This is a genomic window from Rhizobium sp. CC-YZS058 (genome assembly GCF_034720595.1).
Taxonomy (GTDB): Bacteria; Pseudomonadota; Alphaproteobacteria; order Rhizobiales; family Rhizobiaceae; genus Ferranicluibacter.
Genome location: NZ_JAYESJ010000001.1, coordinates 2,411,495 through 2,427,068 on the forward strand (window position 1 = coordinate 2,411,495; position 15,574 = coordinate 2,427,068).

General features: G+C 65.4%; 16 protein-coding genes. 10 read left to right on the top strand and 6 right to left on the bottom strand.

The genetic code is table 11. From position 1 onward, the window contains the following. Positions 1-7: 7 nt before the first annotated feature. Genes U8330_RS11645 through U8330_RS11655 form a run of 3 tightly spaced genes read right to left on the bottom strand, consistent with a single transcriptional unit; the run spans position 8 to position 3,252 of the window. Complete coding sequence (locus U8330_RS11645; RefSeq protein ID WP_323105439.1) at positions 8-1,054, bottom strand: HlyD family secretion protein; 1,047 nt, start codon at positions 1,052-1,054, stop codon at positions 8-10. 39 nt (positions 1,055-1,093) lie between these two features. After that, complete coding sequence (locus U8330_RS11650; RefSeq protein WP_416236846.1) at positions 1,094-2,803, bottom strand: MFS transporter; 1,710 nt, start codon at positions 2,801-2,803, stop codon at positions 1,094-1,096. After that, positions 2,800-3,252, bottom strand: a complete 453-nt coding sequence (locus U8330_RS11655) for a MarR family transcriptional regulator (protein WP_323105440.1) — start codon at positions 3,250-3,252, stop codon at positions 2,800-2,802. Before U8330_RS11655 ends, U8330_RS11650 begins: the two co-directional genes overlap by 4 nt. Positions 3,253-3,591: 339 nt before the next feature. Here U8330_RS11655 and U8330_RS11660 point away from each other — a divergent pair, with 339 nt between their 5' ends. Then, positions 3,592-5,091, top strand: a complete 1,500-nt coding sequence (locus U8330_RS11660; protein ID WP_323105441.1) for a replicative DNA helicase — start codon at positions 3,592-3,594, stop codon at positions 5,089-5,091. A 25-nt stretch (positions 5,092-5,116) separates the two neighbouring features. Continuing rightward, positions 5,117-5,887 carry a glycoside hydrolase family 16 protein gene (locus U8330_RS11665; RefSeq protein WP_323105442.1) on the top strand — a complete coding sequence of 257 codons (771 nt, stop codon included), beginning with the start codon at positions 5,117-5,119 and terminating at the stop codon, positions 5,885-5,887. Positions 5,888-5,899: 12 nt separating this feature from the next. Here the strand turns inward: U8330_RS11665 and U8330_RS11670 are convergent, their stop codons facing one another. Then, positions 5,900-6,352 carry an Lrp/AsnC family transcriptional regulator gene (locus U8330_RS11670; RefSeq protein ID WP_323105443.1) on the bottom strand — a complete coding sequence of 151 codons (453 nt, stop codon included), beginning with the start codon at positions 6,350-6,352 and terminating at the stop codon, positions 5,900-5,902. A gap of 129 nt (positions 6,353-6,481) precedes the next feature. Between U8330_RS11670 and U8330_RS11675 the strand changes: the two genes are divergently transcribed. The 8 genes from U8330_RS11675 (at position 6,482) to U8330_RS11710 (ending at position 13,993) form a co-directional block, all read left to right on the top strand. Then, positions 6,482-7,477, top strand: a complete 996-nt coding sequence (locus U8330_RS11675; RefSeq protein ID WP_323105444.1) for a nucleoside recognition domain-containing protein — start codon at positions 6,482-6,484, stop codon at positions 7,475-7,477. Positions 7,478-7,584: 107 nt separating this feature from the next. Then, complete coding sequence (gene alr, locus U8330_RS11680) at positions 7,585-8,721, top strand: alanine racemase (RefSeq protein WP_323105445.1); 1,137 nt, start codon at positions 7,585-7,587, stop codon at positions 8,719-8,721. A 59-nt stretch (positions 8,722-8,780) separates the two neighbouring features. Beyond that, positions 8,781-9,038 carry a type II toxin-antitoxin system ParD family antitoxin gene (locus tag U8330_RS11685; protein WP_323105446.1) on the top strand — a complete coding sequence of 86 codons (258 nt, stop codon included), beginning with the start codon at positions 8,781-8,783 and terminating at the stop codon, positions 9,036-9,038. Beyond that, entirely contained in the window at positions 9,035-9,367 is a 333-nt protein-coding gene (locus tag U8330_RS11690; protein ID WP_323105447.1) for a type II toxin-antitoxin system RelE/ParE family toxin, read from the top strand. The genes U8330_RS11685 and U8330_RS11690 overlap by 4 nt, the downstream gene beginning before the upstream one ends. Continuing rightward, positions 9,368-10,768 (top strand): DNA repair protein RadA, encoded by a 1,401-nt coding sequence (gene radA / locus U8330_RS11695; protein ID WP_323105448.1) that lies wholly within the window; start codon positions 9,368-9,370, stop codon positions 10,766-10,768. A gap of 200 nt (positions 10,769-10,968) precedes the next feature. After that, positions 10,969-11,580: a CvpA family protein gene (locus U8330_RS11700; RefSeq protein ID WP_323105449.1), complete on the top strand. Its 612-nt coding sequence runs from the start codon at positions 10,969-10,971 to the stop codon at positions 11,578-11,580. A 143-nt stretch (positions 11,581-11,723) separates the two neighbouring features. Then, positions 11,724-13,229 carry an amidophosphoribosyltransferase gene (gene purF, locus U8330_RS11705; RefSeq protein ID WP_323105450.1) on the top strand — a complete coding sequence of 502 codons (1,506 nt, stop codon included), beginning with the start codon at positions 11,724-11,726 and terminating at the stop codon, positions 13,227-13,229. Between the two features lie 20 nt (positions 13,230-13,249). Continuing rightward, positions 13,250-13,993 carry an SDR family NAD(P)-dependent oxidoreductase gene (locus U8330_RS11710; RefSeq protein WP_323105451.1) on the top strand — a complete coding sequence of 248 codons (744 nt, stop codon included), beginning with the start codon at positions 13,250-13,252 and terminating at the stop codon, positions 13,991-13,993. Between the two features lie 319 nt (positions 13,994-14,312). Here U8330_RS11710 and U8330_RS11715 read toward each other — a convergent pair whose 3' ends face one another. Both U8330_RS11715 and pssA read right to left on the bottom strand, forming a co-directional pair. Next, positions 14,313-14,573, bottom strand: coding sequence for a type II toxin-antitoxin system ParD family antitoxin (locus U8330_RS11715; RefSeq protein ID WP_323105452.1), 261 nt, complete (start codon positions 14,571-14,573; stop codon positions 14,313-14,315). Positions 14,574-14,631: 58 nt separating this feature from the next. Further along, complete coding sequence (pssA, locus tag U8330_RS11720; RefSeq protein ID WP_323105453.1) at positions 14,632-15,480, bottom strand: CDP-diacylglycerol--serine O-phosphatidyltransferase; 849 nt, start codon at positions 15,478-15,480, stop codon at positions 14,632-14,634. Positions 15,481-15,574 lie beyond the last annotated feature (94 nt).

Below are 15,574 nucleotides of genomic sequence, written 5' to 3' on the forward strand. Positions count from 1 at the left end.
TTTCCTCTCAAGGACTTTCCGGTTCGACCGATTTGTCGATCCGCACCACGACCGAGAGGCCGGGGGCCAGGCGCTCGGCGAGCGGTTGGTCGGGGTCGATCGAGATCCGCACGGCCAGCCGCTGGGCGATCTTGACGAAGTTGCCGGTGGCATTGTCCGGCCGGATCACCGCGAATTCGGAGCCGGCGGCCGGGGAGAAGCGCTCGATATGGCCGGTGAGCCGGGTGCGGTCCAAGGCGTCGACCGAGAAGGTGACGGGCTGTCCGAGCCGCATGCCGTCGAGCTGGGTTTCCTTGAAGTTGGCGACGACCCAGAGATCGGGCGGCACGACGGTGGTGAGCTGCGTGCCCGCCGTCACATATTGGCCGACGCGCACGCCCACCTCGCCCAGATGCCCGTTGCGCGGGGCGCGGATCGCGGTGTTTTCGAGATCGATTTCGGCAAGCTCGACCGAAGCCTCGGCACCGGCCACGGCCGCTTCCAGCGAATCGCGGTTGACGATGATCGTCTTCAGGGCCTGGCGCGTCACCTCGACAGCGGCCTCGGCCTGCCGCTCCACAGCCTGGGCTTTCAGATAGCCGGCCTCTGCCGCCTCGACCTCGCTGGTGGCGGCGACGCTGCGCTGGGCGAGCGTCTGCACCCGCTGGCGCGCGAGCTCCGCCTGGCGAAGCGCCGCCTTGGCGCCTTCCACCTCGGCTTCGCTGGAGGCGATATTGGCCTTGGCCGAGGCTTCCTGCTGGCGGGAATTGGCGAGCGCCGCCTTTTGGCCCTCCAGTGTCGCCTTCGCCTGGGCCAGCTTCTGGCGGTAGATGCGGTCGTCGATGCGCACCAGCACGTCGCCCTGCTTGACCGCCTGGTAATCGCGCACCGGCACCTCGACGACATAGCCTGCCACCTGCGGGCTCATCACCGTCACATAGCCGCGCACATAGGCATTGTCGGTCACCTCGACGGCCGAGGTGAAGGGCGGCAGCCGCCAGGCATAGAGCACTAGAAGCACGCCGAGAATGCCGGCGAGAATGGTGATGAGCGTCACGGGTCGGAAGATCTTCATGGGGTGCACTCGAAACGGAACGGAAGGACAAAAAACGGATCAGGCGGAGGCGGCCGCCGCATCCTGCGGCCTGCGCAGGCGGCGCCAGATGTGGTGGAGCAAGAGCAGCGCGAGGGAAGCGAAGGAGGCGAGCGAGATCAGCGCGAACGTATCGTTATAGGCCAGTACATAGGCCTCGCGGCTCACCTGCTGGCCGAGCAGCTGCACCCCCTCGGCATTGAGAAGCGTGCGATCCGAGACCACCTTGCTATAGGCGGAGGACAGCTGCTGCACCCTCGCCGCGACGATGGGATTGGTGAGCAGGATCTGCTCGACGAGGATGTTCGAGTGGAACTTCTCGCGGATCGACACGAAGGTGCCCAGCGCAGCGGAGGCCATCAGCGCGCCAAGGCTCTGGGTAAAGAGGAAGATGATCAGGAAGTTGACGACGAAAGTGAGCCCCTTGGCGAGCACCGCCGCAAATCCCTTGGCCATCACCGGCGGCAGGAACATCGCCGTGCCCGCCGCGACCATCGCCTGGCTCAGCATCATGTCGCCCGGGCGCGTCAGATTGGTCGAGTGGCTGTCCATGAAGGCGCCGGTGCCGATGAGAAGCAGCGCCAGGATATGGGCGAGATCCACATGCTTGGTCTGCATCAGAAGCGTGCAGAACAGGCCGCCGGCGATGGACGCCAGAAGGATGACCGCATAGAGCGGCACGGTCTGGTCGTTGATCAAGCCGTTCTGCTGGAAAAAGCCGGCCGCCGTCGTCGTCTGTTCCGAGGCGACGACGCGGAATACGATCAGCACCGCCGCCATGTGGATGTTCGGCCAGCTGAACACCCAGCGCAGATCGATGAGCGGCGCTTCCCGGTTGAGCTCGATCGCGGCAAAGAGGGCGAGGAGGCCGATGGTGCAGGCCAGCAGCACGCCGAGCCACGGTGCCTCGAACCACCAGTAGAACCGCCCGAGGGTGAGAAAGACCGCCAGGCAACCGAAGCCGCCCGCCAGAATCAGGTAGCTGAAGATATCCATGCGCTGGATCGCCTTCACCCGCGGCGGGGCGGTCAGCGGCATCAGATAGATGAACGGCAGCGCCAGAAGCGCCAGGGCCACTTCGAAGGTGTAGAGCGCTTCCCAGCCGCCGAAATCGATCAGCGTCGGCGAGATGATGCGGGCGACGGGGGCGGCAAGCAGCGTGTTGGTCAGTGCCAGGCTGAGGCCGAGCGCCAGCTTCTTGGCCGGGGGAAAGGGCTCCAGCATGTAGAGGAAGCCGATGGTGGACAGCGGTGCGGCCGCCATGCCGCTGATGAAGCGCACGACCAGCGCCGAATGCAGATCGGAGACGAAGAGATTGGCCACGGAGGCGATGACGAAGCAGACGATGCCGAGCTCGGCAAAGCGCCGGAGCCCGAACTGGGTGCGGATCTTGAACAGCGCCACCGACATCGACGCATAAGGCGCCATATAAGCCGCCGACAGCCAGGCAAGCTCCGCCACCGTCGCCGAGAAGGCGCCTTGCAGCTGATAGAGATTGGCGTTGACGATGTTCATGCCGAGGCCCTGGGTCAGGAACATCAGCACCGAGGTGAAGATATAGAGGCCCGCCTTCCAGCGCGGCATGGGCGGCAGCGCGGGGGGCGCCGCCGGTGCAGCGGGGGCGGCCGGCTCGCCCGCCGTTCCCGGAGCCGCCTGCGCGGGAGCAACCGGGACTGCTGCCGCCGGATCGGCCGGCATCGGCCCGGCAGTGGTCGGCTGGATCGTGCTCACGCCCCCTCCTCCCGCACGAGATCGGCCATATTGGCCGACATGGTGCGCAGGACCGAGAGCGTCGTCGCCTTTTCACCGGCGCTGACGCCGCCGAGCAGTTCGATGCGCAGATCGTCGGCCAGCGCTTCGATCTCGGCGGCCGCCACCTTACCCTCGGCGGTCAGGTGCACCTGCTTGGCGCGCCGGTCCCCTTCCGCCGCGCGCCGCTCGATGAAGCCCTGGGCGGCCATGCCGTCGAGCACGCGCACCAGCGTCGGGGTCTCGATGCCGAGCTCGCTGGCGAGCTCACGCTGGTTCAGCCCGTTGCGACGCGACAGGATGAAGAGCGCCCGGGCGCGCGACAGCGTCAGCCCATGCTGCTTCACCCGCGCATCGAACATGGCCCGGAGTTTGCGGTTGAACGACGACAAGGCGTCGAAAAGTTCGCGGTTACGATCCTGCTCGGTCAAGGGAAGTCCAGACGATCAATAGGTATCTAACTATGTGAGCCCTATTTAACGGTAAGTGAGAACTTTTCAATACCTGCCGCCGACGGAGGCAGGGAGATGGTCCCGATGGTCAGGGGATCGGTTTCGGTCGTCTCAGCGTCACCTTTGAGATAGGATAGCCTTTCCCCAGCGCCGATTCGTTTCAGGCAGACCGCGGTCAAGGCCCCACGGGCGGCGGCCTTTTCTGCCTGTGATTAACGGGCACAGCGGGAACGAGCGGCCGACGGGCTTTGACATCGGCCGCCCGAGCGCAGACTTCTCCGGGGCGATCGGGGCGACAGAAGAGACGAGGTGGGCAGAATGAACGAAGCAGTGCGCAAGCTTGCGGCCATGGACCAGCAGACGAGCCAGGCCTATCGCGAGGCGCCGAACAATGTCGAAGCCGAACAGGCGCTGCTCGGTGCCATTCTGGTCAACAACGACGCCTTCTACCGGGTCTCGGATTTCCTGAAACCGGTCCACCTGTTCGAGCCGCTGCATCGCCGCATCTACGAGGTGGCGGGCGATATCATCCGCATGGGCAAGACCGCGACGCCGGTGACGGTGAAGACCTTCCTGCCGGCCGACCAGCGGGTCGGCGAGATGACGATCTCGCATTATCTCGCCCAGCTTGCCGCCAATGCGGTGACGATCATCAATGCCGAGGATTACGGCCGGGCGATCTACGATCTCGCGCTGCGCCGCTCGCTGATCACCATCGGCGAGGACATGGTCAACATCGCCTTCGATGCGCCGCTCGACATGCCGCCGCAAAGCCAGATCGAAGATGCCGAACGCCGGCTGTTCGAGCTGGCCGAAACCGGCCGCTATGATGGCGGCTTCCAGTCCTTCAACGACGCCGTATCGCTGGCGATCGAGATGGCGGGTGCTGCCTTCGAGCGCGACGGCCATCTCTCCGGCATTTCCACCGGCATCCATTCGCTTGATTCCAAGATGGGCGGTCTGCAGCGCTCGGACTTGATCGTGCTGGCCGGTCGTCCGGGCATGGGCAAGACCTCGCTTGCCACCAACATCGCCTACAATATCGCCGCCGCCTACGAGCCGGAGGTGCAGGCGGATGGCTCGTTCAAGGCGAAGAACGGCGGCGTCGTCGGCTTCTACTCGCTCGAAATGTCCTCCGAACAGCTCGCCACCCGTATCATCTCCGAACAGACCGAGGTTTCCTCCTCCAAGATCCGGCGCGGCGACATCACCGAGGCCGATTTCGAGAAGCTCGTCGCCTGCTCGCAGATGATGCAGAAGGTGCCGCTCTATATCGACCAGACCGGCGGCATCTCCATCGCCCAGCTTTCGGCCCGGGCGCGCCGCCTCAAGCGCCAGCGCGGGCTCGATTGCCTGGTGGTCGACTATGTGCAGCTGATGACCGGCTCCGGCAAATCGGGCGAGAACCGCGTTCAGGAAATCACCCAGATCACTACGGGCCTGAAGGCGCTGGGCAAGGAGCTGAACGTTCCGATCATCGCGCTCTCCCAGCTCTCCCGCGCCGTGGAAAGCCGCGAGGACAAGCGGCCCCAGCTCTCCGACCTTCGCGAATCAGGCTCGATCGAGCAGGACGCCGACGTCGTGCTCTTCGTGTTCCGCGAGGAATATTACGTGAAGAACATGGAGCCGCGCGACGAGTTCGACCCGAAATATGAAGAGTGGAAGATGACCTTCGAGAAGGTCAAGGGCACAGCCGACGTGATCATCGCCAAGCAGCGCCACGGACCGACCGGCACCGTCAAGCTCGCCTTCCAGTCCGAATTCACCCGCTTCACCGACCTCGCGGACCCGTCCTTCACGCAGTATGAGGAACCGTGAGCGACAGCTGATGGATGGGGTGTCGGTGGGTAAGGCTGAGGACGGAGAGCACCTGGTCTTCGAAGACCATTTCGACACCCCGGCGCTCGATCGGTCGAAATGGTCGCCCCACTATCTGCCGCACTGGACGACGGTGGACAGCGCGGCGTCCTATGAGATCCGCGACAGCGTGCTGCGCCTGAGCATCGCACCCGACCAGCCTCCGTGGTGCCCGGAGTTCGACGGTCCCATCCGCGTCTCCAACCTGCAGACCGGCCATTGGTCCGGCCCGCTCGGCAGTACGCAGGGGCAGCACAGGTTCCAGCCGGATCTGCGCGTGCGCCGCGCGCTGCCCACCGAGCAGCTCTTCCTGCACCACTATGGCCGGCTGGACATGCGGGCGCGCGCCTCGCTCAAACCCTGGAACCTCGCCGCACTCTGGCTGATGGGCTTCGAGGATGAACCGGCGCGATCCGGCGAGATCACGCTGTTCGAGGTGTTTGGCAACAGAGCGCAACCAGGTGCCTGCATCGTCAACCGCGGCATCAAGCGCATCAACGATCCTACCTTGAGCGACGAAATCGACAGCCGGCCCCTCCCCCTCGCGGTCGAGGACTGGCACGTCTACGGCCTCGACTGGACCCCATCCGGCATCCGCTTCCTCGTCGACGGGCAAGAGGTAACGCGGACGCACCAGTCGCCGGCCTATCCCATGCAACTGATGCTCAACATCTACGACCTCTCCGGCGATACGCGGGAGAGCGAGCAAGGCTGGTTCGAGATCGATGTCATCCGGGCCTGGCGGCTCGGAGGTTGAGCATCGACAGCGTCATACCACGATCGCCGTCTCCTCCTTCGCCGTGCGGATCACGACCATGGTGACGAAGCGCGCCACATTGGTCTCGTCGCGGAACAGGCGCTGGCAGAGGACGTCGAACTCCTCCATGTCGCGCAGTTGAAGGAGCAGCACGACATCGACCGCGCCGGTGACGCCGTGGGCCTGCGCCACCGCTTCCTCCGCCGCCGCCCGCTCCAGAAAGCGGCGCATGTGCTGTTCGCCATGCAGCTTCAGCTCCACCGTTACCCAGGCCTTGAGTGGCCGGCCGGCCTTTGCCGGATGGAGGATGGCGACGATGCGGGCGATGACGCCCGAGGCCTTGAGCCGCTGCAGCCGCCGCAGGCAGGACGAGGGCGCGAGGCCGACCGCCTCGGCGAGCGCGACATTGCTGCGCGCGGCATCGCGCTGCAGCAGGTTGAGAAGGGTTCTGTCGATCCGGTCCATCACCCGAAGCTAGCTTGGAAAACTGTCCTTGCAATAAAATTGCATCATGGTGCAGTTTTTGACCACATCTTCGACGGTGGTGCTGCTAGGTCCGGAGGGACTTCTCCACTCCAAACCTGAACCTGCCCCATGCCGCTTCTATCTGCCGTCTGGCGCCAGACACGTCCGATCCTGTCGATCTACTGGATGCTGGTTCGCATCACCGTGCCGATTACCATCGGCACCGAGCTCCTCTCCCGCTTCGGCGTGATCAAGGCGATCGCGCCCGGTTTCGCGCCGGTCATGAACCTTGTCGGCCTGCCGGGCGAGCTCGGACTTGCCTGGCTCACGGCCATTCTGGTCGGCCTGTGGGGTGCCGTACCGCTGCTCTTTACGCTCGTGCCCGCCTCCGCCCTCAGCACGGCCGATGTCACGGTCTTCTCCGCCCTCATCCTCTTTGCCCACGGCTTGCCCATCGAGCAAAGCATCATCGAAAAGGCGGGACCGAAGCTCCTGGTGACGACGCTGCTGCGACTCTTCGGCGGGCTTCTCTATGCCCTGATCCTGCACCATCTCCTGGCAGCGACCGGCTGGCTGTCCGAACCCGTCTCGCCCCGCTGGATCCCGATGGCGGGCACGCCGGACTGGCCGTCCTTTTTCCTCGGCCTGGTCAAAACGCTCTTCTGGATGCTGGTCATCCTCCTCGCCTTGTCCTTCGGTCTCGATCTCCTGCGCCTTTCCGGCCTGCTGCGGCGCATCATGGCTGCCTTGTCGCCGCTGCTGCGCCTGACCGGCATTCGCGGCGAGGCGGAGCATCTGACGGCGATCGGCCTCTTCCTCGGCATATCCTACGGCGCGGGCCTGCTGATCCGCGAGGCGCGCTCCGGCGCCATCCCGCCGCGCCAGGTCTTTCTCGCCTGCGCCTTCATGGGCTTTGCCCATAGCGTCATCGAAGACTCGCTGCTGGTCATGGCACTCGGCGCCAATGGATGGGGCGTGCTCGTCGGTCGCGTCTGTTTCGCCGTGGTTGCGACCGCAGCGCTTGCCGCCCTCCTCGCCCGCCTGTCCGATGACACCTTCTTCACCCGTCTGTTCGAGCCGCTGCCGACCCCGCAACCGGAGGCGGCTGTGCAGCGGGCCGCCTGACGCAGCACCGCCTTGCCCTTGCCGCAGGCGGCTGGCACGGCTATCCGTGTCGGCATGGGCTCGGGGTCTTCCCTTGCCCCGTGCCATGCAAACGGTAAGAGGCGATTATGGACGAGGTTTTCGCGGCGGCATCCAACCGGCTGACCATCGATCTTGCGGCGCTGACCGAGAACTGGCGGCAGATGGGACGCCTGTCCGGCTCCGCCCGCGCCGCTGCCGTGCTTAAGGCGGATGCCTATGGCCTTGGCCTCGAACCGGCCGCGCAAACGCTCTACGCCGCCGGCGCGCGCGATTTCTTCGTGGCCAGCGCCGAGGAAGGGGTGGCGCTCCGCCCGCTGGTGCCCGAAGGGCGGATCTTCGTTCTGGCGGGCCTCTGGCCGGGCAATGAGCAGCTCTTCTTCGATCACGGCCTGGTGCCGGTCATCAATTCGGAAGAGCAACTCGCCTTCTTCATGGCGGCCTTGTCCGACCATGGCGACCATCCATGCGCGCTGCATGTCGACACCGGCATGAACCGGCTGGGGCTGTCGCTCGGGGAAGCACTGTCGCTGGCCGATGATCCCGCGCGCCCGGCAAGTTTCTCGCCGGTGCTGATCATGAGCCACCTCGCCTGCGCAGACGACCCGGCCCACCCGCTCAACCGCCGCCAGCTGGACGCGTTTCGGCAGGCGCAACAGGCCTTTGACGGCGTGGAGGCAAGCCTTGCCAATTCCGCCGGCATCCATCTCGGGCCCTACTATCATTTCGACCTCACCCGTCCGGGCATCGCCACCTATGGCGGCGAGGCGGTCAACGGCGTGCCCAATCCAATGCGCCCTGTGGTGACAGCCGAAGCGCGCATCATCCAGATTCGCGATGTGGCGCGCGGCGAAACGGCGAGCTATGGCGGCTCCGCCCAGTTTGCCCGTGACAGCCGGGTGGCGATCGTCGCGATCGGCTATGCGGATGGCTACCACCGCTCCGTCTCCGGCGCCGGCGTCACGCTGCGCCAGGCCATGCCGTCGGGGGCGAAAGGTTTCCTGAACGGCCATGTCGTGCCGCATCTCGGCCGGGTGACGATGGATCTCAGCCTCTTCGACGTGACCGATCTCCCCCAGGCCGATGCCCGCCCGGGCGATTACATCGAGCTCTTCGGCGAGAATATCGCGCTCGACGACGTGGCCCGCGCGGGCGGCACGATCGGCTACGAACTCCTGACCAGCCTCGGCCGGCGCTACGACCGGATGTATATCGAAGCGGAGTGAGCGAGCCTCTTGGAAGGATGCGGGGGATGGTGTAGAACGGAACAAAAGGAGATCGTACGATGGACATCCAGCTCACCGACGAAGACAAGGCCTTTATTGACGAGCGGGTGCGCACGGGAACCTATCGCAGTGCCGCAGCCGTGGTGGAAGCCGGTTTGCGCTCCCTGAGAGAGCTGGAAGCGGAGCAGGCAGAACTCCGCGCGCTGATCCGGGCAGGCGACGAGGATTTGGCTGCCTGTCGCTACACTGAGTATGAGAGTGCCGAAGCGCTCGCCGAATCGATCATCGCCCGCGGACGCGCCCTTGGTCGGTTATGAAGCGTCGCGGTATCCGGCTGTCGACGCGCGCAAGCGATGATCTGACCGAAATCTACCGAGGCCTCGCAATTAAGAATCCGCCCGCCGCCGAGCGGCTTGTCCGAATCTTTGCCGAGAAGATAGAGGCGATCGCCGGCGTGGGCCTGACCGGCACCGCTGTCGATGAAGCCGACGAACAGCTTCGGATGATCGTCGTTCGCGACCATCGCGTCTATGTCCGCGTCACTGACAGCCACCTGATCGTGCTCGGCATCCGCCATGCACGACGATTGACCCTGCCGGCCCATCTGTCTGCAATGGCCCGGAGCGAGAAAAGCGAAGACAGCTGAATGGCCAAGGCCAGAACCACCTATATCTGCCAGAACTGCGGCACCGTGCACACCCGCTGGGTGGGAAAGTGCGAGGGCTGCGGCCAGTGGAACACGATCGTCGAGGAGGATGCGCTGGGCGGCATCGGCGGCGGACCGGGCAAGGTGCCGAAAAAGGGCCGGCCGGTGGCGCTGACGACGCTTGACGGCGAAACCGAGGATGCACCGCGGGTCGCCACGGGCATCGCCGAGCTTGACCGGGCGACCGGCGGCGGCTTCGTGCGCGGCTCGGCCGTGCTGATCGGCGGCGATCCGGGCATCGGCAAGTCGACCGTCCTGATGCAGGCGGCCGCCGCTCTCTCGCGCCAGGGCCACAAGATCATCTATGTCTCGGGCGAAGAGGCCGTGGCGCAGGTGCGGCTGCGGGCGCAGCGGCTGGGCGCCGCCTCCAGCGACGTGCTGCTGGCCGCCGAGACCAATGTCGAGGATATTCTGGCAACGCTCTCGGAAGGCAAGCGGCCCGATCTCGTCATCATCGATTCCATCCAGACGCTGTGGAGCGACATCGTCGATTCGGCGCCCGGTACCGTCACACAGGTGCGCACGGGGGTGCAGGCGATGATCCGTTTCGCCAAGCAGACGGGCGCCACCGTGGTGCTGGTCGGCCATGTCACCAAGGAAGGCCAGATCGCCGGTCCCCGCGTCGTCGAGCATATGGTCGATGCCGTGCTCTATTTCGAAGGCGACCGCGGCCATCACTACCGCATCCTGCGCACGGTGAAGAACCGTTTCGGCCCGACCGACGAGATCGGCGTGTTCGAAATGAGCGACAAGGGCTTGCGCGAGGTCTCCAACCCCTCCGAGCTCTTCCTCGGCGAGCGCAACGCAAAATCCCCGGGTGCGGCCGTCTTTGCCGGCATGGAGGGCACACGGCCGGTGCTGGTGGAGGTGCAGGCGCTGGTCGCGCCCACCTCGCTCGGCACGCCGCGGCGCGCCGTCGTCGGCTGGGATTCGGCGCGGCTGTCGATGATCCTCGCCGTTCTGGAAGCCCATTGCGGCGTCAGGCTCGGCCAGCACGATGTCTATCTCAACGTGGCCGGCGGATATCGGATCGCCGAGCCGGCGGCCGATCTTGCCGTCGCCTCGGCGCTCGTTTCGTCGCTTGCCGGACTTGCCCTTCCTCCCGATTGCGTCTATTTCGGCGAAGTCAGCCTGTCGGGGGCCATCCGGCCGGTTGCGCACACGGCCCAGCGCCTGAAGGAAGCCGAGAAGCTCGGCTTTTCGCAGGCGGTCCTGCCGGCTCTGTCCGCCGATCTGCCGAAGGGCGCCGCCATGCGGTGGGGCGAGATGGAAAGCCTGCCGGATCTCGTGGCGCGCATTGCCGGCTCGAAGGGGGCATTGAGGCAGGCGGACGACGACTGATCGCCTGCGCGGCGGTAGGCTTACTCAAGGCATGCGCAAGGGGCTGCGGCTGCGGACACATCCAGCCGTCGCGCCCGGCCGGTCGGTCGAGGTCTTAGAAAAGGGTCGGCGCGTCGAGGCGATGCGGCGCGCGGCAGCAAGTCGAGAGTGCCGGAGCGGACAATCTCCTTCGGCAGGTCTGTTCGGAGTGAAAGAACCCCATGCCCATTACCATTCTCGACGGGATCGTCATCGGCGTCGCGCTGTTCTCGGCGGTGCTTGCCATGGTGCGCGGCTTCTCCCGCGAGGTCCTTTCCGTTGCCAGCTGGATCGGCGCAGCGGCGGCCGCCTATTTCCTCTATCCCTTCCTGCTGCCCTACGCGAAGACCTACACGAGCAGCGACACGGTGGCGCTGGCCGGCTCGGCCGGCGTGATCTTCCTCGTCGCGCTGATCATCATCTCCTTCATCACCATGCGGATTGCCGATTTCATCATCGACAGCCGCATCGGCGCGCTGGACCGCACGCTCGGCTTCCTCTTCGGCGCAGCACGCGGCATCCTGCTGATCGTCGTTGCCATGCTGTTCTTCAACTGGCTCGTTCCGGAGCGCCAGCCGACTTGGATCACCGAGGCGAAATCGAAGCCGCTGCTCGACAATCTGGGCATGAAGCTGATCGCCATGCTGCCGGAAGAGATCGACACGAGCATCACCAACCGCCTGATGGGCCGCAACCCGCCCGGTGAACCGGATGCCACGCAGCCGGCAACGCCGGACCAGCCGCCGGGCGACGATACGCCGGCGATCGAACCCGACCAGCCGACCAACGGCTGAGCACGTACCTGAACGACTGTGTTGCGGCCCGCTCAAGCGGGCCCTTCGCGTTGATACTGCCGCCGGCCCTGCCTGTCGCTTGAACGGGCCCGGCCATGCTACGATATGACAATCGCCGCCTGCCGAGAGTGAAGGGACATCCGATGACCGAGCTGAGAGCCCAGACCGAGAGGGCCCGAGAGATCCATGATGAACAGGACGGCGATACGCTGCATGAGGAATGCGGCGTGTTCGGCATTCTCGGCCATGAGGATGCCGCGACGCTGACGGCCCTCGGCCTGCATGCGCTCCAGCATCGCGGACAGGAAGCGGCCGGTATCGTGACCTTTGACGGGCGGCAGTTCTACACGGAAAAGCGCATGGGCCTCGTCGGCGACCACTATACGGACCCGGCCACCCTCGCCAAGCTGCCCGGCTATATCGGCATCGGCCATACCCGCTACTCCACCACCGGCGAAGTCGCGCTGCGCAACGTCCAGCCGCTGTTTGCGGAGCTCGAGGTCGGCGGCATCGCCATTGCGCACAATGGCAACCTTACCAATGGCCTCACCCTGCGCCGCCAGCTGATCGCCGATGGCGCCATCTGCCAGTCGACCTCGGATACGGAGGTCGTGCTGCACCTGATCGCCCGGTCCAAGCATTCGGGCTCCGGCGAGCGTTTCGTCGATGCGATCGGCCAGGTGGAAGGCGGCTATTCCATGCTCGCGATCACCCGCACCAAGCTGATCGCCGCCCGCGATCCCTTCGGCATCCGCCCGCTTGTCATGGGCGAGCTTGACGGCAAGCCGATCTTCGCGTCGGAGACCTGCGCGCTCGACATCATCGGCGCCAAGTTCGTTCGCGATGTCGAGAATGGCGAGGTCGTGATCTGCGAGATCCAGCCGGACGGATCGATTTCGATCGAGTCCCGCAAGGCGGCAAAGCCCCTGCCCGAGCGGCTCTGCCTGTTCGAATATGTCTATTTCGCGCGGCCGGATTCGGTCGTTGGCGGGCGCAATGTCTATGTGGCGCGCAAGAACATGGGCATCAATCTTGCCCGCGAGGCGCCCGTCGAGGCCGATGTGGTGGTGCCCGTGCCGGATGGCGGCACGCCGGCGGCAATCGGCTTCGCGCAGGAAAGCGGCATTCCCTTCGAGCTCGGCATCATCCGCAATCACTATGTCGGCCGCACCTTCATCGAGCCGACCCAGCAGATCCGCGCCTTCGGCGTCAAGCTCAAGCATTCGGCCAACCGGGCGATGATCGAGGGCAAGCGCGTGGTGCTGATCGACGATTCGATCGTGCGCGGCACGACCTCGGTCAAGATCGTGCAGATGATCCGCGAGGCCGGCGCACGCGAGGTGCATATCCGCGTCGCAAGCCCGATGATCTACCATCCCGACTTCTACGGCATCGATACGCCGGACGCCGACAAGCTGCTCGCCAACCAGCATGAGGATCTTGCCTCGATGTGCGCCTATATCGGCGCCGATTCGCTGCAGTTTCTCTCGATCGACGGGCTTTACCGCGCCGTCGGCGGCGAGCCGCGCAATGCGCAGGCACCGCAGTTCACCGACCATTATTTCACCGGCGATTATCCGACCCGCCTGCTCGACCGCGAGGGTGCCGGCAATGTCCGCAAGCTCGCCGTCATGGCGAGCAATGGCTGAGCAGGCAGGATTGACAGAGAATGAGCATTGATCTGAAGGGGCGCATCGCGCTCGTCACCGGCGCCTCGCGCGGCATCGGATACTTTACCGCGCTGGAGCTGGCACGGGCGGGCGCCCAAATCGTCGCCTGCGCGCGCACGGTCGGCGGGCTGGAAGAGCTCGACGACGCGATCAAGGCCGAGGGCGGCCTGCCGGCGACCCTTGTTCCCTTCGACCTCGCGGACATGGGCGCGATCGACCGGCTGGGTGCGGCCATTCACGAGCGCTGGGGCCGGCTCGACATCCTGATCGCCAATGCCGGCGTGCTGGGCACGATCTCGCCGATCGGCCATGTCGAGGCGAAGGTCTTCGAGAAGGTGATGGCCATCAATGTCACGGCCACCTGGCGGCTGATCCGCTCGGTCGATCCGCTGCTGACTGCCTCGGACGCCGGCCGGGCTTTGATCCTGTCATCCTCGGCCGCCCACAAGTGCAAGCCCTTCTGGGGCCCCTATTCCGCGTCCAAGGCGGCGGTCGAAGCTTTGGCCCGCACCTGGGCCGGCGAGACCCAGCGACTGCCGCTGCGCATCCTCTCCGTCGATCCCGGCGGCACCCGCACCGCCATGCGCGCCCAGGCCATGCCCGGCGAAGACCCCGCCACCGTGCCGCACCCCTCCGAAATCGCCAAGGCACTCCTGCCCCTGGTCGGACCCGAGCAGACCGAAACCGGCAAGCTCTTCATCGTGCGCGAGGGAAAGATCGTCGATTATCGGCTGCCGGAGTAAGGGCGCCTAGCGTCGGTCCCGTAGCGCATCGACGGTCACGTTGCGCCCGGCGGCGAAGACACCGAGGACGGTGATGACGTCGGCTTCAACCTGAAAGGCTATACTCGCGCGACGCTCGAAACCAACGATTCTAAGGCCAAGGGTCTCGCCCTCGCGTACGCTGCCCCGTTTCGGGAAGGTCTTCAGATTGTCAAGGAACTGATAGAGACGGTCGATCTAGGCCGAGGCAATGGAGCGTCCCGCCTTCTGGGAGATATAGTCGAAGAGCTCGTTGATCTCCTGCACGGCCTTTGGATGGAGTTTGAGCTCCATCGCCTGACTAACCGCGCATCCGAGCCGCTTCTTGATGCGCTCGCGACAAGGAGCGCGCCTCTTCCAGCGAAAGCGGTTCGACCGCGCCGGACTTCAGCTCGTCACGACGAGACGCAACTTCGATAAGCCAAGCTTCGTGAGTGCGTTCCGCATCGCTTAGCAGAAGTAGTGCGGCATGAACCACCGCATTAGCATCGGCATAGTCGCCATTCTTGAGCTGCCGCTCCACAAATTCACGATCCTCAAGGCTGAGTTCTATCGAATCCACGTTTGAGCTCCGGGTTCTTTTTCGAACAGCTGATCTTGCCGCAGTGGGCCGCGTCCGTCTAGTGCCGCTCTACCGGCAGCCCGTCTTCGCGGACTTCTTCCGGGTGCTCCGGCCACTTACCGCCATATTTCTTCTCCCAGGCCCAGGCACCGAAGGGGAGCGTGGCGAGGTAGGCGACGGCGGTGATGACCATGGTTTCCCAGGTGAAGCTCATCAGCGTCGCGACATAGATGACGACGGCCAGGATGACCGGGAGCACGAGGTCGCGGCGAACGCGGTTTTCCGACTTGCCGGACCAGACAGGCAGCCGGCTGACGAGCAGGAAGGCGATGAGCACGGTATAGGCAGAGGCGAAGAAGGCGAGCGTGCGGCCCATCTCCACGCCGATCAGGCCCAGATAGACCGGCAGCAGAACGAGCATGGCGCCGGCCGGCGCCGGAACCCCAACGAAGTATTCCGATTGCCACTTCGCCTTCACGTCGCGCTCCGCCATGACGTTGAAGCGGGCGAGACGGAGGCCAGCGGCAATCACGTAAAGCAGCGCGGCGATCCAGCCGACCGAGCGCGCTTCGTCCAGCACATAGGCGAAGGAGACGAGCGCCGGGGCAACGCCGAAATTGACGATGTCGGCAAGCGAATCCATCTGCACGCCGAACTTTGAGGTGGCCTTCATCAGCCGCGCCACCCGCCCATCGATCCCGTCCAGGAACGCAGCGATCAGGACCATGGCGACGGCGAGTTCGAAGCGGCCTTCGAAGGCGAGACGAACACCGGACAAGCCGGCGCAGATCGCCAGCACGGTGATCATGTTCGGCACCAGCAGCCGGACCGGGATGTCCCTCAGCCGCGGACCGCGCGCCTCGTCATTCGGGCCGTTCGGCTCGTAATGGGGGAACGGCGTTTCCATCGGCGCTTTCTCCTTCTGTGCGGCGGGGTGCCGCGTCGTGGATCGACTGTCCGGTCGCGCCGGCCTCCCCTAACGCGGAGCGGCGCCGTTTCGC